This is a genomic window from Pseudomonas sp. LBUM1673, from assembly GCF_059695645.1.
This window is the reverse complement of record NZ_CP166780.1, coordinates 3176691-3196020: the sequence shown is the minus strand read 5'-3', so window position 1 is coordinate 3196020 and position 19330 is coordinate 3176691. Positions and strand designations below refer to the sequence as shown.

Sequence of the window (19330 nt, the reverse complement as noted above, 5' to 3'; positions counted from 1 at the left end):
TCCCCGTAGTGGTACGCTCGGGGGAGCATCATGACAAACAGCTCCCCCTTACAAATATCATACTGTTGCTCTCGCCCACCCTGCGCTTTACGAGACCTTTGCAAGCTCAACCCTTCGTCTAACAGCTTTGGAAATTTCATTCATTAAATCACTACACTCTGAAGGACTCACTCCAACAGACTCCACAACATCTACAACATCAAATAATTTAGTAACCTCCACATTCCTAGCACCGATGAATGCCAGAATCACACCCCTACCATTAACCAAAGACCTGATATCTTCAGCATGCTCTGAATAAAGTGCCACATCCCTAATCAGTACAACACAAACAGACAGCACTCTCAAATGCTCAGATTTTCTAAACTGACTTTCCGGATTATTAAGTTTAGCCTGAACCAACCCAGCACGTAGCAAAGAGAGCAGTCGAACCAAAAACTCGCTTGTTGAATGATGTTTAGATTCAGCAGTGATGACATCTAATGAACCACTAACCCATGGTGTTTTGCCTATGGCTTCTGGAAGTAGCTGAGCGCTTTTATAGCACGACTCAACCAATGTATTTCCTAGCACAGTAAGTTTCTCTTCCTTTACAAGCCTTCTAGTGGATAGCGCCTCATAATCTACTTCATCCATTATTTCGCTTACCTCACCGACAAGATAGTCCTTCTGAGAAATACTGCCCAGACCGTCCGACGATATTAAGGTGTAACTGGATGCTATCCAGGCCTTCCGAAGCTTATCTACCTGCCTAGAAGTTAGTTGACTCAAGGCAATAATTAAAAATCGCTTATATTTCTCCTCAACCTTAAACAACCCTATTGACCGAGCAAGCTGGCCATATATAAGCGATTTATCATTTTCAATATCATCCAAACAAGCCTTCAACAGGGAGTTATAATCCTCCACATCGAGTGCTCCGCCTATGAGAATAGGGGCTCCTTCCAACAGACCGCGATGAAACTCTTCCGCACGCTTATTAGCTCTTTCCTCTTGGTATTTAATGACGTTATCCATAGCAAACTTCACTATTTCGTAGATACCCTTTGCAGCACCAGCCCCCGGTATCAAATCGAAAGCTAGCTTAGTTATAGCGTCGCTGGCTGCTGAGAACCTTAATTCCTTACTTTCATCCTTGGACATCACAACTATCACCTATGGTCAATCTCACTAAGTTTGAAGGCATAAACATCACTCAGTCTTTCCGCCAGCCAACATCCTCATAGGCTACGATATCCACCTCAGGATAATTCTGTGCCAAAGTGCCCAGACGGCTTATCATTGGTTTCCGATGCTCCATGCAAAGTAAGCTCCTAGAAATGGCATGACTAAAGCTGTTCAGGGCGCTTAACTGCTAAATTTGAAATTACAGCGCCGAGTGAAATCATTATCACTACGGATTTTTCCAACCACCTGAGGCACGATTGCAATGCTCTTATTGATATAAGAACGAGCATCTTCAGTTCGTCCAAGCGAACACAAAATTTTCGTCGCATTTATCACAATTATTTGCACGTTACCGCTATCAACAGGCTGCAAATTGATCGCCGCACTGATGCTTTTTAGCGCCGCTTCGTTACGTTCAGTCCGCATTTCAGCATAAGCTTTGTAGTTCCAGGCCATCGCATCCGAGGTATTGAGGAGTGTTGCCATCTCGAAATTGATCAACGCCTGCGAAAAGTTACCCTTCTGTGTAAAACGTTTGCCAGTCTCGATGTATTCAGCTGCCGCTTTTAACGGTGATGACTGGTCTGACTCGATTTGGCGCGTTGGAGTTTCGATCCTGAACGTCTTTACTTTCTCAAGCATGTCGTCGAGATCTTCTTTTGAGAACATAGCCTTCGCGAGCAATGTGACTCTCTGTACAGATTCTGGATCGGTCTCGAAGATAAGTTTCTGATTGTTCTGTATGAATCTGGCCTTGCTTTCCATCCGATTGCGCTCGACGTCAGTGCGCTTGATGAAGAGTTCTTCCTGCTTTTGGCTGAAATCTTTTTTCTGTTTATCGACTTCTAATACCATGCGTGCATCGTTGATACTGGTGTTCGTGCTGTATGTCGCCGCTGCCAGAATGAGTACCGCTACTGGGATTGCGAGTTTGGCGACCAAGTCGATCCGATAGCTTTTGACAGCCATAGCTGTCTTGATTTCCTCAAACCTTAGTTTTCTTTGTTCGAGCTCAAGTTTTGCCATTTCGATTGAGAGTTTTCTCTCATCTAAAGAGGTCGCAGAATTAGTTTCTTCGTGCATGTCTGTAAGAAATTTTATGTGAGCGGCAAGTTAAAAGTTTTGGGAACTCGAAAACAGATGCCCGGGCGGATTGAATAAAACTTTAGGAGGACGCTTGGGGCCTTCTGTCCCAGTAGCACTCGCGTCATCAACGATGTGCGAAAAGGGAGATATTCGCGTCGAAACCGACATCGCTGGCACGTCAGCCCGATTTCACCAGAAATTATAGGTGCAGCTACCACCAAGGTTATGCATTACGGCTGTGGCATGGAGCGAAGTTACTTGCCCAGACTCCTAACGACCAAAGCGGAAACGCTTGTATCGTCGTACAGGTACGACTTTGACATGATTGCCCATGACGATGTCTCCATTTTTCTCAGCGTTGTTGCTGATAGCCTTTGCACCCTGCGTGCAAAGCTGTGCGGGATGGGATGTCAGGCAGCATGGGAATTCTTTGGTGGAAGTTACGGGACTATCCTAACAGGCGAGATTGCGGCATGGGAAGCAGAAAAATAGCACATAGCCACTAGATCTCTTGGCATCTCGATGAACGAGAAAGTCATTGCAAGCCTCCCTCATCATCCACGCTTAGCAGCCCCTTGTGCCGCTCCCTCAAAAACGCGGGCATATGCGTCAACGAACGGGTAATCGTTGATGCCTAAGCTTTGAACTCAGGTGCTGGTACCTCTAGGTCGGATAGAAATGCCTCCCACGTCTCCTCCTTTTCGCCGGGGTAGTAGTTAACCAGTCTCCGCCTCACCAGCCACCAACGCACCACGAAATAACTGATCTTGGTTTTCTATCACCGCGATCGCCCTTTCCAACTGACCGGTCTATCGAAACCATTTCCTACTGCCCTCCTGGCTCGGGCAGTTTTGACTGTGATATACAATCGCCCAATCAAGTCGCGCCTACATTTAACGTTGAGGGATCAAAGGTGTTTTCCTACTCATTTGCGGTGAAATTGACCGATCGCAACATTGATCAGCAGTCCTCTCAAGCATTGCTCCAGAGTGAATCCCGAGCCATCAAAGTAGAGCGTAAAGAGGACGATATCTTCCTGATTTCTTCCGCTGGATACTCTTGCAAGGAAGATGCGGAGCAGCAACTGGCATCCATGCTAATGAAAACCAAGATCACGTTGCTTAAGCTCAGGATTCCCCATCAGGACTGGCTGTCGTTCAACACCCAGCAGAGGTTTGCCACGAATGCTATCGGCAGCATTTTTGAAGAGCGCAGGATTGTTGCGATTAGCTACAGACCACAAGTTTATGAAACAGATCGCTTTCAGCACTGGCCTGGTGCAACGCCCGCAGGAACCGCATTCAATCTTGACACACTCACAGATATCGCTCTTCCCGACGCTGACTTCAATTTCGGAACCATTCGCACACTGGAGGCCTTGACTGTACTGGGACTAGCCTTGGCAGATCCGCATGCGAAATCCAAACTGATTCTTGCGATGACTGCGGTAGAGATTCTCAGCGATAGAGAAAGCGCGGAGACGGAGGTTGTGGAAGCGCTTGATGCATTGAGGGAGAAAATCCCGGCAATTGAAGCCTCACCCGAGGTCAAGGCTCGACTTACCAAAGTATTAGAAGAAGCCAAGAGAGAGTCCATATCGAAATCCGGTAAGCGGCTGGTCAAGCAGGTTCTCGGCGGCACCAGAGCCAAAGAGTTTTACAAGCTCTATGATGTACGATCTGAGCTGGTGCATGGCAATGCTTCACGCCTTACCATCGACATTGATGGGCATGCCGAAATCGAGAAATATGCTGAGGCAGGCTTCAAACTGGCACTAGATCTCACCTTGCTGTTTCGTGAGCCCGAGGCGTGGACTACTGCCTCGTTGGCCGTCGGGCATTGATCCAATCGATAACTATGGCATCGATGTCAAACTAGCTTAGATTGACGGATAACCAGCGACGAGCATGGTCGTATTGAAACCTACGATAGCCTTTCGAAGACGAGGTCATCCAGTCCAAGCTGCCTTGTGAAGGCACCTTGTGTAAGCAGGGGGAAGCTTTGCCGTTGTGGCAGATTGAGGTACCTCGGTTATCCGCATGCCCGGTGGATATGGGCGAGTCCTACACGACTGCCTACATCAAGAATGCCGAGCGAAAGCTGCTCCGGGAGTATGTGTGCACGTGGATGCCGTTATCGTTCCTAATCCGGCCCATGACCTCCAAAGGAAATGGACTACCGGTCTGGAGCTGACCCCGTCGGCGCGTGATGTCGCTGGCGCGCCCAATTTTGATGTGAGTGCAATTGCTGGCCTGCACCTGACCAATGAAATAGACCGGCATCGCATTTTTCTCGATTGAGGTGAGTCGGGACAAAGTACCTGAAACCGTTGACCAGTCTTGCTGAATCTAGGGGTTTATCTTTCGGGTAACATCAAGCTTACGATGCATGAGCGATACCATCGTGAGAATGTCCAAGGCGTCTTGCTCGGACATAGGCCAGTCTATCTTCGTCGCATGCGCCATAGGATTACGGACAGCCCCGAACAATCCGATTAGCAGATTCGCAAATCCCTTCTGCTCACTTTTCTCAGACTCGGTGGTCAGGGGCCCCAAGGCAAGCATTGGGCTTTGTCCGAGGAAAGCCTTGGTCACCAGATCGGCGCCATCGCCATTCAAGCCCGACAGGTTTCGGATCCGTGCAGCAATCCCCTTTGTGGCCTCAAATACTGCGTGGAAGTAATTTTCGCTCAACAGTTCTGCCCGACAGTATTTGAAAACCTCCTCATGTACTGCTCGTGCTTCTAGCGCTGCTTTGAGCCGGCCTACACGCGCGCGAGCCACATCCAGGGTGGTTGCCTTGTCCGCACGCCCTACTCTTCCATCATCGCGCACGTAGAATCCCGAGAAAGCGAGGACAACGTTGAGCTCATCCCTACGCCAACTGAAGGTCTCACGATCCCGGGCGTAACTCACAGGATTCATAGCGCAGTTGATGAAAAGGATGAGATGGTTCCCAACCTGATGCTGGCTCTGCATTTGTGCCAACGCATTGAATAAGCGTTTCCACTTGGTGTTACTCGGATCGGCGTCTGGAACGCGAATGTCTTGGAGAAGATATCCAATTTGAGTGCCGCTCAAGCCACGTTCGGTATCAGCGAGAACACGACATGCAGCTTCTAGGTGCTGCGAACTAAAGGGTGCGATGCGGGTACTCAAAGTCAATCTCCATCGGTAAACACTAAAGTGCCGCATGCGCACCGGGGAAAAACAATCCTTGGGCCAATGTGCCTAACGAGATAGCACACGGGGTACTAGCCCTCAATATCCGATCTGAGGTTTTCCTCCAGATGCTCAACTCTAGATGTGCCCGGAATTGGGAACATGATCGGCGAGTAGTTCAGAAGCCATTTCAATGCATGGGTTGCCAAGGTGGGCTGGTCTCGAACCTCACTTGTTGCAAAACACTTTCCGGCGCTCAGAGGTGCGTAGGGAACGAACGCTATTTCATTCTGCTCACACCAAAGGATCACACCCTCGGAATGGTTGTCCAGGATGCTAAATTGATTCTGAACAGCGGCGATTGGAGCAATCGTCATCGCCTGCGTGAGTTGAGGAATATCGACTTTCGACAAACCCAGGGATTTGATCTTCCCTTCCTGACGCATCTTCTCAAGCTCCCCGACCTGGTCGACCAAAGGGACATTTGGATCGACACGGTGTAGGTAATACAGATCAATTGCTTCAACGCTAAGTTGTCTGAGGCTCATCTCGACGCACTGGCGCAAATACGCCGGATAGCCGCAGGGTGTCCACTTGCCCGGGCCTTGGCGGGTAAAGCCACCTTTGGTAGCAATGACCAGATCGTCTGTATAGGGGAACAACGCTTTGCGAATTAGCCCTTCGGCCACATTTGGCCCATAAGCGTCGGCGGTGTCGATGTGTTGCACACCCGAGTCCACGGCTCTGCGCAGGAGTTGAATGGCCTCAGATTCTGAGGCCGGTGGGCCCCATATACCAGGCCCCGTGAGCCTCATTGTGCCGAAGCCAAGACGCCTCACCTGCTTTCCTGCCAAGAGTCTTGTCCGGGGGGCAATCATGAACGCTCCAACTTGTGAAGAATTTCGGTGTGTAAGCTATCGAGTAGAGCACCACGTACATGAGGAACAAGCATCTGATGCTGGATCCCGAAGTGGTTCAAGATCTGATGTAAGTGGGTGTCGACGGACTGCCTGAAAACCAAATTGGTATCGCGTCCTGGGCCAAGAGCGATGGAGCTATCAAGTCGAGTAGCAACGATGGTTGTGTAGCCGGGAAGCTGGCTGGTGATCAGTGCGTTAATCGCGTCTATCTGATGCATAGGTACAGGTGTACCTCGATGCTCGACGGCGGCATTCCAATACGCCACAGCATCCACTATCGGTCGATCGACCAGTATCACCTCAGCATTGTCAGCGGCTGTTCGTTGCGCTTCGAGCGTCCGATCGATAAACCACATCGTGGAGTCATAGGTATGTTGAGTCAGCAGCGGAATGCCCTGTTGTACTGCCAGCCTCCCAAACGAGGGGATGGTGGCGACACTGATGCCTTTGCACTCAAGTGAAACTTTGAGCTCATCACAGAAGGTGGACTTCCCCGTGGAATGGGTACCAGTAACACCTAAAAGAACAGGCTTCACCATAGGTTTCCTTGCTCTGGGGGAGGTGATTGCTCGTCAGGTTGCGTTTTGAGCTGCGCAATCTTACAGATGTCCTGCCAAGTTCTGGCGGACGACTTTTCGATGAGATGATCGAGTAATAAGGCTGTTGCGTAAGCATCATCTGCGGCGCGGTGGAGCTGGTCGGCGACCTTATCGCGCAGCCCTGTGTCAACGAGCAATGACTCAAGCCGATGGCTCTTGGCGCTAGGGTAAACGTGACGAGCAAGTTTCAATGTATCGATGACCCCCACTGGCGACCATCCGGGCAAGTGACGCTTCATCACGCCATAGTCGACCGACGCATTGTGCGCGACGAACCATCGGTTCCGGAGATGCTGTTCTACGTCGTCCATGATCTCAGCCCAGGATGGGCAATTTTCCAGCTCCGTGTTTTTAATGCCGTGGATGCGCTGAGCCTGCCAAGTGATCCGGTTGACGGGCTTGATTAACCAAGACAGGAGCTCGTGGATTTCCACGGGTGGAAAAGGGGCGATCCCTACTTCGACCAAGTCCGGTGGCGTATGCCCATTGCCTTCAACGTCTACGATGATGATGGGTTCAGAGGGCCACGCGAAGTCTGTTTTAAGCATCAGAGATTCCTTGTTGCCTCGGCGCGGCCATGGCGCGCGTAGTGATGGGGCTTGTCAGCGTCATGTACCTGATAGCCTAAAGAGTGCTGCAGATAGTAACGACGCTGTTCATCAAGACCGCGAACAACAATCGCACGGTCGTTCACCTGCGGATCTCCCACAGCACCCAGCTCGTGGCACATTCGATTCAGAACCTGTTGATCCGGCTTCTTCCATGCTGCTTTGCAGATGGCGAATTGGGAGGTCGGGCAGGTTTCGCACAGTTCGGTGATACCGAAGTGTCCGTTGTAATCGGCCTGGTGATGCGCAAAGGCGACTCCACAAGAGGTTTTGTGGAAGATCGGTGTCACCTGATTCTGTTCCCCGTACAACCTGAGCAGCCTCTGCTCATCCTCCAACGGGAAGAGCTTTCGCCTAGCCGTCATTTTGTATGGCTCAGGGATTCCTTGGCTCTGGTAAAACTCGGCTATCTCCTTGCGATAGAACAGCCCGCTGAATACGGTCGCATGGGCATGATTGGCAAGCGCTGCGGCCTTTGCAATGTGCTCAGGTGAGTCGTTTAGCCCTGGAACGATTGGGCGCCAATACAGCACCACTTTGTACTGCCTGGCGTGGCGGAACAACATCTTCAGGCTGTTGGCAGCGATCGAAGACTTGATGGGTTCGATCTTCGGATCATCAATTCCTGAGTAGGTAACCAGCACTGTCAGCTTGAGGTTTCGGAGAGTATTGAAACGCTCGCAATCGTCCTGCGATACACGCCATCGAGTGATCACTAGCACATTGTTGGTTAGCCCAGCCTCATCAAGCATACGCAACAGATTGTGGGTATGAGTCTTGACCTCGGGGAGCATCGGGTCGGTGGCCCGGTTGAACAGCTGAATAGGTGTGATGTGAGGCTGAAAATACCGGTGAGTGATAAATCGCTGGAAGGCGTCCTCATCGCTCATCAGTGCCTGCGGCGTGCGCTGATCGAAATTTCCATAGAGGTGACGAACGCAGTAGCTGCAATCGAGTGGACAGCCAATGATGTGATTCAAGCTGAGCCCGCTTTTGCGGTACCCGACAGGATCTACCAGATTCGGGTTGGCGTTTTGTAACTGCGTCGATTCGATGATTCTGACTTGGGATCTCACTGCGATTCTCCTTGCTTGCCGCCGGATCAACAGATGGAGTGAGCGCCCATTTGGAGGTGCCTACCCGCCCATCCTTGGTGGGTACAGTAATGGCCAGATGATAGCTTGATTTCTGAGTGTACGGGCAAGTCAGACTCGTATGCCTGAGGCAATAGTTTTCGCGATCCATGTACCCATCGCTCTAGCGCCATCAAGATGTGATCCAAAATAATTGCGAAACCGGCAAAAACGCACTATGTTGTGCTCAAGAACATATAAAAACACCACATAATGTGGTTTCCACTTGCTGCGCCCGCTGTCTACCGATGTATTTTCGTAAGATCCTTAACGCATGAAGGAGATTTCGTATGACAGATCGTCGCCCTATCAACAAAGACGTCAACGTTCCTAAACCAGGCGGTGGTGAGCAGCCGCGTTCTCGGAATCAAGATGGGCAGATTCGAGATAAACGGAGTGATGCGGGGAATCCCCGCAAGTGATGTGCAATAAACTCAGCAGGGGGCGCACGCCCCTCTGCTGATTTTGACTTCCGACAAAATCACGCGAATTTCGCGTCTTTTGCGCTGCTGATACCTTCGAGCACCGGTCGCATCACCTCGGCGGTGTAACGCGGTAGAGGTACCTTAAAGCTACCATCGGGATCATCCAGGATCAGGCTGTAAATCACTTCAGAAATTTGGCAAATCCTGGACTGCTTCGAACGCTCATACTCGTTCTGCTTTTCCGCTTCTGCTGCTCTGACTATGGCAGAGGGGATCCTATTGCCCGCATGAGTAGCGCCCTTGACTGTGCCCTTCTCAAGCGAATTGTCAGCTTGCTTCACTGCCTTCCAGATGAAGCTAAATATGTTGCTGATTGAGCTTGAAGCAAGCAATGGCCTCAAGACCTCACGGGTAGCGCGCTCCGCTTTGAATACGACGGCAGCGTTTTCGACTCGGTAGCGCAGATACTCTACAAGATCCTCTTCAGCAAGCTCATAAATGAGCTCTGTCAAAACAGACTCAAGCTCTGCCTTGTTTCGCTCCAGGTCGTAAACAATCAGCATTTGGAGAGACTGCACATCAAGTGCCACGTCATCGGAATCAGCAGCGCTTACGTTGGGAGTCCACCATAAAAAATCATGCCTGTCGTATCTGCGGTAAAAATCCAGCGCGTCGGATGACGTATCTGCTGATACAAGAATGATATGCCTACCGAAAAGCTCACTTATGCATTGATTCTGATACTCGGGCGTTGGTGCTAACCGGCGATGCCATCGCTGAAGCTGGGCGAAAGAGAAACAGGTCACATCAGCAGGGCCGGCCATTGTCAGGGCGGCGAGCAGAAGTATCTTTTCACGAAGCGTTAGCTGGTCATAAGCAGTTTTATGGCGCATGCCCTCGCCATTGATCTGACTGAGGTACTCGTCCTTACAACCACTGCACCCACAGATGTCCTCACTAAACGTCGGGAAGATGTGATCACACCCGGTGCAAACTGGCCGATTTGCGGGCTTGTTTCGGGCTGCTCGTCTCTGCGTCCCGTGAGCGCTGCAATGCGGACAAGCGAGATCGGTACGCTCCAGGAGAGGTAGGAGCTTCAGTAGAGAATTAGTGTTGGTATTGATCGCGAACTCGTTCATCAAGTCGCTTGTTTTCTCGCCTCCCAGATACCGTTGGTAGATATTTTCCACCTGCTCTGCAGAGAGGTGGCCAAGTGGGTCAGCAATTTCCTCGACCACTTGCACGGTTTTTTCAACGGTACCAGGGACGACCTCGTCCAATTCTGTAGATGACATACGTTTTCCAAAAATCCTTTTATAGAGAGCTACTCAGAACGAATCGCGGGACTGCCGAGACATTGATGCCAGGTCGCATGGCGTTTGTTCAATTGCGCCGTCCTCTAGCAAGATAAGCGTCAGCAGCTCGAACCTGACCCGATTGACAGTGCGCGTACTTACCAGAGGATTGGAGTTTCGCTGAAGCTTTTTTGAAATGCCATCGACGCTGCTAATATCCCTACCTTCTCCAGATTCGGCCTTACATGAACATCTCAAACTGCCCATCGAACCACGGCATGCCCGGTCGCCCACGACCTCGCCCAAATCGTCCGCTCCCCTTCGACCAGTTCGACAATTTTTGTGATGAGCCACCCATAGGAATGGAGTTGGAGGACGTAGAGTTGATCTGGTGGATCGCTGCCTCACGGTCGAGCAAGAAAGAGCTACGCGCAAAATTACAGAACGTGATCCGAGGTTACTCTCGCCCCTTTGACTGCATTTCCTATGTGCCGATTTCCGACAGCACAGGGCGAGGTCGATACCCTCGCGCAGTGACACTACTGCTCAAGCAGACTCTCAAGCCTCACGGGGCAATTGGCACCACCGACGACGCTCTTTATATCCAGGTTTTGATTTGGCATGCGATGACTGAAGCAGCGTTTCGATGGTTGCCTGCCAGGGCTTTGCCGATGCGCCTTCGCACCATGAAACTTGAAAACGAATTAGGCATGTAACTGAATGCAGACTGCTGGGGAAAAATTGATGGGCGCCCCTTTTTGTAAACGCAAAGAAAACGCGTGATGCCGGTAATCTGCAAGACTACGAGCTGCTGTCACGGCCAGCCCAATTCAACATTGGCAGACTACACATGCGTTTTTTAAGGTAGGAAGTAAATGCCAAAGCAGGTCAGGTTGATCAGGCACGCCGAGAGCGCCGCGAATGTCGGTTTGGCCACGACTGCCCCTGACTCCATACCTTTGACTGAAAAGGGCAAGCACCAAGCCCAGGAACTTGCCCATTCGTTTAGCTCAGTTCCAGATCTGATCGTCTCTTCGCCGTTTGTGCGCGCCGAGGCTACGGCATTACCGACCGCGCAGCGCTACCCCGATGCGCCATTCGAGCTGTGGGCCGTCGAAGAATTTACTTATTTGAACCCAGACCGATTTTCCGGCAGCACCCAGGCCGACCGAAAGCCACATGCGGAAAACTACTGGGAGAGCGGTGACGCGACGATGATTGATGGGCCTGGCGCTGAGTCGTTCGATCATCTGCTCGGGCGGGCAGATGCAATGCTGGCCAAGCTTGCGGATCACGATGCCCAGGACATCCTAGTTTTCAGCCATGGGCAACTCATCAGAGCTGCTGCTTGGCGGATCAAGCATGGAGACCACGCTAGCTCGCAAGATCTGATGCGTGAATTTCGGGTCGTCGATGTACAGGAACCGTTGAGAAATTGCTGGAGTTATCAGCTCGTGTTTGATGGCTGCAGATGGACAGTTGAATGCCAACTCGACGTATCTGGCCAAGGGAGATTTATAGACGAGTTCTGTACGATATAGCGCTCTCGCCTTTGGCTACCCGTTATCGCGCTTGAACGAGCAGCCGAGTATTCGGCAGTACATGATGGGATGTCTTTGGCGGCAAACCACTCCCACGAAGTTGTCCTGCGCCCAGCAAAAAAATATCAGGACATTTCCCCCCGCTTCACTGAAGATGCTCCCCATGGATCAAGGCAGGGTGAAAGAAAAAATGGGATTATTCATGCAGTTCTGGGCCTGGCTCTTCGAAGACAAAAGGTCGGCTTGGGAGCAGAAACAAGACCGCCTAGCCATCGATGCGCTCAACAAGTTCAAGAATTACTCAGTCAGTGATCGGGGTGGATTGTCCATGGATCCCGAGGAGCTTCGCGAACTCGTTACGACAGGTCGCGAAGAGCTGAAGCACCTTGTCCAGCCGCCGTCGTCGAACCGTACTACTCACGCGCCTCCATTCACCACCGCTCCGTTGACCGGCCATCAGGGAGGCTCCTCGCCAAGCGCTTCGGGGATGGATGACTTTGTCGAAGTCGTGACCTGGCGCCGTCTGGCCTCCGGCGCATCCGTGCGCTACGTGTGCCTCGAATCTTTAACAACAAAGCAGTACGCCGTCACTTCGACAGACCTCCTCTCTCTGCCTAAAAATAATGATCAGACGGTTCTTGATACGAAAGCCAACCAGCGGATCATCCGGGCTCTGAGCTGTGCTGACCTTGTGTGGTTCGACTCACCCAGCGCAGCCATGGATGCGTTTGACGCGAGCATTTAACCTACAGGCTTTTCAATTTCGACCGTCTACTGATTGCCCCTCCTTACCTGCAGATTCCGCGTCGGCAGATGGGGGCCACGATGTCACCGTGGAAGTTCCAAAAGATCTGCTCGCAACGGCAGGCCTGCATCTGGTGATGAACAGACGATGAGAAGGATTGGCAAAGCAGTAGTCCTGAATCCTTGCAACCCGGCATGCGCGTAAGCAGAAACGGGGCTGGCCCGCGTTGTGTCGATAAATAATGCATCACAGCCACTCCCTAGCGTCTCCCTCAGATATCTCATCTCAACAATCCCATAGCCGAGATTACCGAGTGCGCTTCAAGTCATTTGATACCTCTCTGTTTTGTACCGTTAGCCTTCTTAATGTTTGGACAAAGGTCGGGATTACCTGATGCACGTGGTTAGGCAGCCAAGTGCCACCTCCTCATTTGTGCTGATAGACTGAGACTACCCGGGCACTCCACTCGCCGCCCAGCGAAAGCCCCCCCTTACAGGAAGTAGAAGAATGACAAGACGTTACGTAAGCCTCGTAGTTGTAGGAGAGGTCATCACGGTTGTGAATGCCGAAGTACCAGACGACAACAAGCAGCCCATCACCATACATTCCGATACGACTTGGAACCTGCAAAAAGGCGATCGAGGGCCCGCGCTTGCCGTCCTTCATCAACGTTGTGCAGGTTATCTGACCGAGCACAAGGTCGATCAGGTCGTTATTAAGGCAAGTGCGTTACCAACTGGTTCTGCAAAGCTGGCACTGCTTGGAAGCGCTGAAGTACGAGGCGTGGTCATCGCTGCCGCCGCTTCTGTACTGAACGAAGTCAAAATACTTTCGAAGGCAGTCATCAGTCGCACATATGGCGAGCGAAAGGTTGATGAATATTTGAAGGACGACGACTTCTGGAATGAGCACACAGAGGGGGGCAAGCTGAGAAAAACCAGTCGCGAAGCCGCGATGCTCATTGTTGCCCAGAGGAATGCCTGATGCACGGTATTGTACCGGCGCTTCAGGTCGGCCAGAAGCTCGGCAATGGTCACTTCGGTGAGGTTTTCCTTGGCGAAGATGGCGTGCACGGCCAAGTTGCCGTCAAAGTGTTAAGTCGAAAACCAAATCATACCGACCCTGAGTGGTGGCAATATAAAACGGGCTTTCTGGCCGAGGCTCAGAATCTCTCAAAGGCTCGTCATCGGAACGTGGTTCAGGTCTATCACATAGAAGAGCTGCCGGACGGCAACAGCATCCGTTTTTGTATGGCCTACTGCCCTGGTGGGTCACTTCAGAGCGTTTACGAGGTGAGGCCAATGCGGCTTCTCGAAGCACGCAAAGCCGGCACAGAGGTGTCCCTAGGCTTGGAAGCACTGCATGCGCGGGGAATGCTTCATCGGGATATCAAGCCTGGCAACATCCTTATTGACGCTGTAGGGGTAGCCCAACTTGGCGATTTCGGACTGGTTACCGATAATTTGATCCTAGGGTATGGCTCGCAGGCTGGTTATCTAGACCATATCGCTTATGAGGTTTGGCTGGGGAATGGCACCAGCGTAAAGACCGATATCTGGGCTCTTGGTATGACCCTTTTCCGCCTTTTACATGGGCAAATCTGGTATGACGAAGCAATAGCTCCTAAGCACATAGTTCAAGATGGCGGATTCGTCGACACACTCCAATGGCTCCCTCACATACCAAAAGCGTGGCGCAGGGCGATCCGAAAAATGCTCAACGACGATCCGGATTTACGCTATCAAACCGCCGGCCAGGTTCTGAATGCGTTATCGGGTCTGCCCACGCCTAACTGGGCTGCCACCGTCACCCCTGGTTTGGTGAGGTGGGAGCAAATCTTAGGAACAAGACGGAAGATCGTTGAATGGACGCAACATTCGCCACGAAGTCATGAATGGAAATCCTGGAGTGAGCCGTTTGGGATTCCCGGGCGAAGTAAATCGTTAGGCGGGTCGAATGGAAAAGTGGCGAAGCGCCAGCTAATAAAGCAGCTTGAGGACTACTTTGAGATTTAAGTCGAGCGGCTTAGGATTTCACTTGAACGTTTTGTCTCGCACGTATACCCAGTCCTAACCGATCAAGGCAGGTTTAGGACTGGGTACGGCGAAGAGCGCGAGGTAGCAGGTAAAAATCGTTCTCGTCAGCTGGTTTGAGAGGCTTGAGGCCAAGGCGCTGTGCCGCTTCGGCACGCCTGGACTCCGAGCAGAACGGACAGTAGGTGTTGCTAGCTACTACACCCTCGTCAGGTTGCCAATAACGCTGGCAGTGCCGGCAGCGAGGAAGCGCTACTTTTAAGTTTGCTGACTTGGTGCTCATATCCAGTCCGTCCTCAGTCCTTTGACATTTCGGTCGATACGCTTTTTGCAACTCCCTGCAAAAACTGTGTATGTATACAGTATTGCACAAGTCGCGTTGTACACAAGCGGTCTTCGATGAATGGGCTCGCCTAGGTGATGGGATCAGAAACGCCCTAGAAAGATGTCATGAACAGGAAGGAGGCTACCCGACATCAGGCCCTAAATATGTTTGCCTCTAGCAGCTCTATGTCGTTCTACGTGCCGCATTTCATCCCGCCACTCCATAAGAAACTTCTCCCAGTCATGCGCATATGGCCCTTCCGTTACACGTGTCGATCCCAAGCTGGCACGCAGGAAACGCTCACGCCATGGCTGCGGAATGCTTGATTCGAGAACAATGCGGCAACCTATCGGGTGTGGCTCAGTAGGTACGAAACGTCGAACCTCCTCAACGCCGAGAGGGTGTTCCATCGACGCAGTATCAAGCCGTTCTCGCTGCTCAATATCGTCAAGCACGTCTAAGGCATCGAGCGCCTTGAGATCCCCAGGAAGGATGTTGGCAAGCGTCCATAGTGCTTTACGCCTTGCGGTCTCACGATGCCGAAGCTCTTCATCAGAAGTCATCGCGATCAGCTCCTCTCTGCGTCACAGGCGTCGATAGCCTGAACATATTTTGTTTCTTGCGTATAGGTGCTCCGCAGATGAGTCGCTGGTTTCTCAGTAAGGCACAGGGCTGCTCGATCACCGCATGACACATCGTCCTCAGCCAACGGTTGTCCTTAGCGCATCCGGTTTTGGAAGCGAGCTGGGTCGTGGACGCACCCTGGTGGAGCGGACAAAAGCTTCGAAGCCCGGCGCTCACAGCTACATCAAAACCAGTTGACCTTCCTCGTTTATCCACGGCACTTTAACGGTGGAATTAATCGGTTGCTCGGTGTGAGTCACCAGATTTCCTGCGACCCAAAGCTGCTCCGCCATCCAGAATGTTTCATCAAAATCGAAGGGGAATGTCCGACCGTCAATGCTCAAGCATGGCAGGTTAAGGTCATCATCCAAGGCAATCGCAAGCTTGTAATAAGTCGGCTCACCAGGGAGCGATTCTGGGTGCCGAAATGACCCCGAGGCGCAAAACTCAAATCCCTTGTTCCCCGATTCGTAAATCTGCAATGAGTCACGTTCCGCCGACAATGATCGCGCTTGGATCAGTTGGTACCAGGAGGCATAGGCCTCCAACTGCGAAATCGATTCCGCGTCCCCTTGGAAAACCCAGAGATGCGAGTAGGTCAATAACATCCTGACAAGACATTTAGTCACCTCGGCGCACTGCTGCGCGGTGAAGCAATGCTCCGAATCATCAAGGACAAGAGAAACGTAATTATCTGCCACTTCGACCGACGCCATATACGGCTCATGATCAGTAAAACCGTGCCACCTCATCGGGCGCTCGACCATGAAAACGACATTGCTTGCAGCAAAAACCTCACCATTCATAAAGCATCCACCAATTAATTTGAATGCAAATACAAACGGCTCGCTGCTCATAAAACTTTAGCAATAACCAAAAAATTACCGATCTACTGAAAAAGATAACACCATCAGCTATCGCCCCTATCTTCGCCAACCTCTTTCGCCTATCGGTCTATCGCGAGAGCCTCTCGGTTGAGTGATCCATCCTCACGCAGATTTTGGGAGGGACGAAGAACACCACTCTGGCAAGGCACACTCCCGGCCCATGTACCTCCTCTCTCACCATTCGATCTGCACCTTCGCTGACTCAAAGACAAGGAAGGGCGCTATTTGATCTATCACAAGGTGATATCACGCCACTCACCTATGGCTCGCAGAGGCCTGGTTTGAATTTCCAATAAGCGCCTTTATCGCTGTTGATAGTTTTCATGTTGAAACGATACTCCGGCCGTAAATCCGTTCTGAACAGATAAAACATATCCGATACAACAGAACCATTTTCTGCAAAATACGAGTGGCCCAAAAAATCTGTGCTTACGTCACTCGCATCGATCGTTTCGATCCCTTTGATAACCGTTACTTCCTGATTAGCGTCACCTATCCTCTGCATCGAGTTGACCAATTTGGAAGCCATGAGAGCCTTGTCCTTGGATGATGCATACAAAGTAACCGGAGCCCCGACGCTGACCAATGCTTCGCTTATGGCCTTGAACTCATCCACACCGATATCTGGAGCAGTTAGGATTAGCTGCTTTAACCTTGGGCGAATCGCCGGTTGTTCGCTTAATAATTCGGACATCGCTGTAGCCATTCCCCGATTACCCATGCTATGAGCTACAAGATAGATATTCAGCGCCGCTGTCTCTTGAAAAATATCGCTGAGAAAACTTTTTATTTTCGGGATACTACGCTCAATTATTTTTTCGTCGTTTTTATATTCCAATTTTGCCTCTTGGGAGGGCCAACTATAGAAAATCGGCGCTCCTTCAAAGCCTAGGTCATAACTCATTTGCGCGGTGCGCCTTGCAGCATCCTCAAAGGACGCGGTATAGCCATGTATAAAAACAAGAGCACTTTTTCCTTTGCTCTCTCCTATCCTTTCGCGTATTGCCTTCAGAAGCTGAATCCTTGTCAAGGCTTGAACACCCATTAGCATGAGGTCGGTTCTTGGACTCTCGAATGAACGAATACCTAAGACGGGGGCCTCCATTCTTCCCAAACGATGATCACGTGGAATACTTACATCGGCTACTCCATAACTCAGCACGTCCTCTTTTAGACCATAGGCTTGATAAGCAGTTGATGAGCCTGTAGCGTTCCGATTAGTTGCGTAAAATGTACGAATAATCACGTTCTCGTAAGCACTTGTCGGCGGCTTAGTCAGATCGGTTTCTAAGGGCTGCTTAGGAGCCTCAAACTGTCCTAAGTCAGTTTCAATCTGACGATCAGGCATTGGCTCAGGATCTGAATGCGGAGGGGCAGGGGCAGGGACTGGATGTGAGCTGTGCATACCTCCAGCTAAACAACCTGCGAGTAGAAGTACGACAGCGAAAAAAACTCCCTTAGCTGCAGCCGACAGCATTTGACATATCCGTTTCATAGCAGCTTGTCCTCAATGGTCAAGCATAACTCTAGACCGATCCCGCCAATGTGCCATCATCGAGCACCTGATTTATAATCGACCATGATTCTTATGTGCGCTTGAAAAGTGAATACACGCTTTTTCCACAGATTGAGCACGCGACTGGCAATTTATCTCGATGGCGGGGCCGTACCCATTGACAATAATAGGGCCGAGAGCAAATTGGTGACGTGACCAAAACCAGTCGTAGAGTTCGCCCCCATCCCAGGCATTTACCACTCTATGTACTGGTATGGGGCATGGCAGTAGGCATGAATCGGGAAACCGGTGACGACGAATTGAAGAAGGCCGGTCAGGATGGCAAAGAAACCTCGCTTTTATGCAGTTGTACATGGACGTCAGACTGGTATCTTCGACAAATGGGAGGGTGGAGCCCGCCTTGCTATCGATCATTTCCCTGACGCTGATCACCGTGCCTTCAGGTCACTTACACTCGCCGAGGAATGGTACCGGCAGAACACGCGTAACCCGCACTCCCTTCACTCGCCGATCTACCACTTTGATACCGAAACGATCGCTAAGGCACCAAGTGACGTCGCCCTGCAAACGACGCTGGACGGTAATCGCTCGAAGCGAATCATCGTCTACGCAATCATCGACCCAGAAACGGAAGAACCCTTCTATGTTGGCGAGACGAGGCACTTTCCTCGTCGCCAGCAATCCCATCTGAGAACGGCGCACGAGAGAACGAAGCGAGCCGCAGCCAAGATCGCGCAGATTCTTGCCAAGGGGCAGGTGCCCGCATTTAAAGCTATAGAATTCTGCGAGTCCAAAGAAGCCGCATTAGCTGCCGAGACCAAGTGGATCAAGCACTATGTCGAGAGAGGATACACCGTCTGGAATCGTCTAAGAGAGCATCGAGAAATCAAAGAGCTCCATCGTGCTCCCAAGGTGCAGATGGACATGATTATTGGAGACGGCCCTTTTTTACTCGGCCCTCACTCCTACCCTTCTCGGTTTGAACTCAAAACCAGGCTGCACAGTTACCTATCGCGAGAGCCTTTCGGTCGGGTGATCCATCCTACAGCGATCGAGAAGCTCAGCTTGATTTGGGAAACGACAAAGCACGTCATAACAGCGCAAGAGTTCTGGGTCGTTCCTGGAGATCTCGTTCACCGTCTTCAGGTGGTGCAGGCTGATGGAGCTATCGTCGATTTTGACTATGCAGCGGCGATTGACCGTATCTGCTAAGACAAATGACGCACCCTCTGCCCAACTGACTAGCCCACTTTTGGGCAGAAAGT

20 protein-coding genes are annotated in these 19330 nt (G+C 51.2%); 8 read left to right on the top strand and 12 right to left on the bottom strand.

Annotated features, from left to right (window positions below; genetic code table 11):
* Positions 1 to 87: 87 nt before the first annotated feature.
* Together ACA044_RS14755 and ACA044_RS14750 are read right to left on the bottom strand one after the other, a co-directional pair.
* On the bottom strand, positions 88 to 1143 hold the full coding sequence (locus ACA044_RS14755) for a hypothetical protein (RefSeq protein ID WP_497447002.1): 1056 nt from the start codon (positions 1141 to 1143) through the stop codon (positions 88 to 90).
* 204 nt (positions 1144 to 1347) lie between these two features.
* Positions 1348 to 2250 (bottom strand): tetratricopeptide repeat protein, encoded by a 903-nt coding sequence (locus ACA044_RS14750; protein ID WP_497447001.1) that lies wholly within the window; start codon positions 2248 to 2250, stop codon positions 1348 to 1350.
* 324 nt (positions 2251 to 2574) lie between these two features.
* Here ACA044_RS14750 and ACA044_RS14745 point away from each other — a divergent pair, with 324 nt between their 5' ends.
* Positions 2575 to 2745 (top strand): hypothetical protein, encoded by a 171-nt coding sequence (locus ACA044_RS14745; RefSeq protein WP_497447000.1) that lies wholly within the window; start codon positions 2575 to 2577, stop codon positions 2743 to 2745.
* A 421-nt stretch (positions 2746 to 3166) separates the two neighbouring features.
* A complete protein-coding gene (locus ACA044_RS14740) occupies positions 3167 to 4096 on the top strand; it encodes a hypothetical protein (RefSeq protein ID WP_497446999.1) in 930 nt (309 codons plus the stop codon).
* A gap of 232 nt (positions 4097 to 4328) precedes the next feature.
* Here ACA044_RS14740 and ACA044_RS14735 read toward each other — a convergent pair whose 3' ends face one another.
* From ACA044_RS14735 to ACA044_RS14705, 7 genes are all read right to left on the bottom strand, one after another.
* Positions 4329 to 4535, bottom strand: a complete 207-nt coding sequence (locus ACA044_RS14735; RefSeq protein ID WP_497447227.1) for a GIY-YIG nuclease family protein — start codon at positions 4533 to 4535, stop codon at positions 4329 to 4331.
* Positions 4536 to 4601: 66 nt separating this feature from the next.
* On the bottom strand, positions 4602 to 5411 hold the full coding sequence (locus ACA044_RS14730) for a TIGR02391 family protein (RefSeq protein ID WP_497446998.1): 810 nt from the start codon (positions 5409 to 5411) through the stop codon (positions 4602 to 4604).
* A 95-nt stretch (positions 5412 to 5506) separates the two neighbouring features.
* Positions 5507 to 6292, bottom strand: a complete 786-nt coding sequence (locus ACA044_RS14725; protein ID WP_497446997.1) for an aldo/keto reductase — start codon at positions 6290 to 6292, stop codon at positions 5507 to 5509.
* Positions 6289 to 6873 (bottom strand): AAA family ATPase, encoded by a 585-nt coding sequence (locus ACA044_RS14720; protein ID WP_497446996.1) that lies wholly within the window; start codon positions 6871 to 6873, stop codon positions 6289 to 6291. Before ACA044_RS14720 ends, ACA044_RS14725 begins: the two co-directional genes overlap by 4 nt.
* Positions 6867 to 7481, bottom strand: a complete 615-nt coding sequence (locus ACA044_RS14715; protein WP_497446995.1) for a 3'-5' exonuclease — start codon at positions 7479 to 7481, stop codon at positions 6867 to 6869. Before ACA044_RS14715 ends, ACA044_RS14720 begins: the two co-directional genes overlap by 7 nt.
* The gene (locus ACA044_RS14710) at positions 7481 to 8617 is read right to left on the bottom strand and encodes a radical SAM protein (RefSeq protein WP_497446994.1); all 1137 of its coding nucleotides are present in this window, start codon (positions 8615 to 8617) and stop codon (positions 7481 to 7483) included. Before ACA044_RS14710 ends, ACA044_RS14715 begins: the two co-directional genes overlap by 1 nt.
* Before the next feature lie 538 nt (positions 8618 to 9155).
* The gene (locus ACA044_RS14705; RefSeq protein WP_497446993.1) at positions 9156 to 10394 is read right to left on the bottom strand and encodes a hypothetical protein; all 1239 of its coding nucleotides are present in this window, start codon (positions 10392 to 10394) and stop codon (positions 9156 to 9158) included.
* 383 nt (positions 10395 to 10777) lie between these two features.
* Here ACA044_RS14705 and ACA044_RS14700 point away from each other — a divergent pair, with 383 nt between their 5' ends.
* The 5 genes from ACA044_RS14700 (at position 10778) to ACA044_RS14680 (ending at position 14695) form a co-directional block, all read left to right on the top strand.
* A complete protein-coding gene (locus tag ACA044_RS14700; protein ID WP_497446992.1) occupies positions 10778 to 11110 on the top strand; it encodes a hypothetical protein in 333 nt (110 codons plus the stop codon).
* A gap of 159 nt (positions 11111 to 11269) precedes the next feature.
* On the top strand, positions 11270 to 11935 hold the full coding sequence (locus ACA044_RS14695; protein ID WP_497446991.1) for a histidine phosphatase family protein: 666 nt from the start codon (positions 11270 to 11272) through the stop codon (positions 11933 to 11935).
* A gap of 163 nt (positions 11936 to 12098) precedes the next feature.
* A complete protein-coding gene (locus tag ACA044_RS14690; protein ID WP_497446990.1) occupies positions 12099 to 12680 on the top strand; it encodes a hypothetical protein in 582 nt (193 codons plus the stop codon).
* Between the two features lie 507 nt (positions 12681 to 13187).
* Positions 13188 to 13664, top strand: a complete 477-nt coding sequence (locus ACA044_RS14685; protein ID WP_109521224.1) for a hypothetical protein — start codon at positions 13188 to 13190, stop codon at positions 13662 to 13664.
* The gene (locus tag ACA044_RS14680) at positions 13664 to 14695 is read left to right on the top strand and encodes a serine/threonine-protein kinase (RefSeq protein WP_497446989.1); all 1032 of its coding nucleotides are present in this window, start codon (positions 13664 to 13666) and stop codon (positions 14693 to 14695) included. Before ACA044_RS14685 ends, ACA044_RS14680 begins: the two co-directional genes overlap by 1 nt.
* A 501-nt stretch (positions 14696 to 15196) precedes the next feature.
* Here the strand turns inward: ACA044_RS14680 and ACA044_RS14675 are convergent.
* From ACA044_RS14675 to ACA044_RS14665, 3 genes are all read right to left on the bottom strand, one after another.
* Positions 15197 to 15601 (bottom strand): hypothetical protein, encoded by a 405-nt coding sequence (locus ACA044_RS14675; RefSeq protein ID WP_497446988.1) that lies wholly within the window; start codon positions 15599 to 15601, stop codon positions 15197 to 15199.
* Positions 15602 to 15841: 240 nt separating this feature from the next.
* On the bottom strand, positions 15842 to 16468 hold the full coding sequence (locus ACA044_RS14670; RefSeq protein ID WP_497446987.1) for a hypothetical protein: 627 nt from the start codon (positions 16466 to 16468) through the stop codon (positions 15842 to 15844).
* Positions 16469 to 16808: 340 nt separating this feature from the next.
* On the bottom strand, positions 16809 to 17897 hold the full coding sequence (locus ACA044_RS14665; RefSeq protein ID WP_497446986.1) for an alpha/beta hydrolase: 1089 nt from the start codon (positions 17895 to 17897) through the stop codon (positions 16809 to 16811).
* Between the two features lie 486 nt (positions 17898 to 18383).
* Between ACA044_RS14665 and ACA044_RS14660 the strand changes: the two genes are divergently transcribed.
* Positions 18384 to 19277, top strand: coding sequence for a ribonuclease H1 domain-containing protein (locus ACA044_RS14660; RefSeq protein WP_497446985.1), 894 nt, complete (start codon positions 18384 to 18386; stop codon positions 19275 to 19277).
* The last annotated feature ends 53 nt before the right edge of the window (positions 19278 to 19330 follow it).

Excerpts from the sequence above, each read along its gene's own strand:
- ACA044_RS14755 (WP_497447002.1), bottom strand. The coding sequence starts at position 1,143 with ATGTCCAAGGATGAAAGTAAGGAATTAAGGTTCTCAGCAGCCAGCGAC.
- ACA044_RS14750 (WP_497447001.1), bottom strand. The coding sequence starts at position 2,250 with ATGCACGAAGAAACTAATTCTGCGACCTCTTTAGATGAGAGAAAACTC.
- ACA044_RS14745 (WP_497447000.1), top strand. The coding sequence starts at position 2,575 with ATGATTGCCCATGACGATGTCTCCATTTTTCTCAGCGTTGTTGCTGAT.
- ACA044_RS14735 (WP_497447227.1), bottom strand. The coding sequence starts at position 4,535 with ATGCCGGTCTATTTCATTGGTCAGGTGCAGGCCAGCAATTGCACTCAC.
- ACA044_RS14725 (WP_497446997.1), bottom strand. The coding sequence starts at position 6,292 with ATGATTGCCCCCCGGACAAGACTCTTGGCAGGAAAGCAGGTGAGGCGT.
- ACA044_RS14720 (WP_497446996.1), bottom strand. The coding sequence starts at position 6,873 with ATGGTGAAGCCTGTTCTTTTAGGTGTTACTGGTACCCATTCCACGGGG.
- ACA044_RS14715 (WP_497446995.1), bottom strand. The coding sequence starts at position 7,481 with ATGCTTAAAACAGACTTCGCGTGGCCCTCTGAACCCATCATCATCGTA.
- ACA044_RS14705 (WP_497446993.1), bottom strand. The coding sequence starts at position 10,394 with ATGTCATCTACAGAATTGGACGAGGTCGTCCCTGGTACCGTTGAAAAA.
- ACA044_RS14695 (WP_497446991.1), top strand. The coding sequence starts at position 11,270 with ATGCCAAAGCAGGTCAGGTTGATCAGGCACGCCGAGAGCGCCGCGAAT.
- ACA044_RS14690 (WP_497446990.1), top strand. The coding sequence starts at position 12,099 with ATGGATCAAGGCAGGGTGAAAGAAAAAATGGGATTATTCATGCAGTTC.
- ACA044_RS14685 (WP_109521224.1), top strand. The coding sequence starts at position 13,188 with ATGACAAGACGTTACGTAAGCCTCGTAGTTGTAGGAGAGGTCATCACG.
- ACA044_RS14680 (WP_497446989.1), top strand. The coding sequence starts at position 13,664 with ATGCACGGTATTGTACCGGCGCTTCAGGTCGGCCAGAAGCTCGGCAAT.
- ACA044_RS14675 (WP_497446988.1), bottom strand. The coding sequence starts at position 15,601 with ATGACTTCTGATGAAGAGCTTCGGCATCGTGAGACCGCAAGGCGTAAA.
- ACA044_RS14670 (WP_497446987.1), bottom strand. The coding sequence starts at position 16,468 with ATGAATGGTGAGGTTTTTGCTGCAAGCAATGTCGTTTTCATGGTCGAG.
- ACA044_RS14665 (WP_497446986.1), bottom strand. The coding sequence starts at position 17,897 with ATGCCTGATCGTCAGATTGAAACTGACTTAGGACAGTTTGAGGCTCCT.
- ACA044_RS14660 (WP_497446985.1), top strand. The coding sequence starts at position 18,384 with ATGGCAAAGAAACCTCGCTTTTATGCAGTTGTACATGGACGTCAGACT.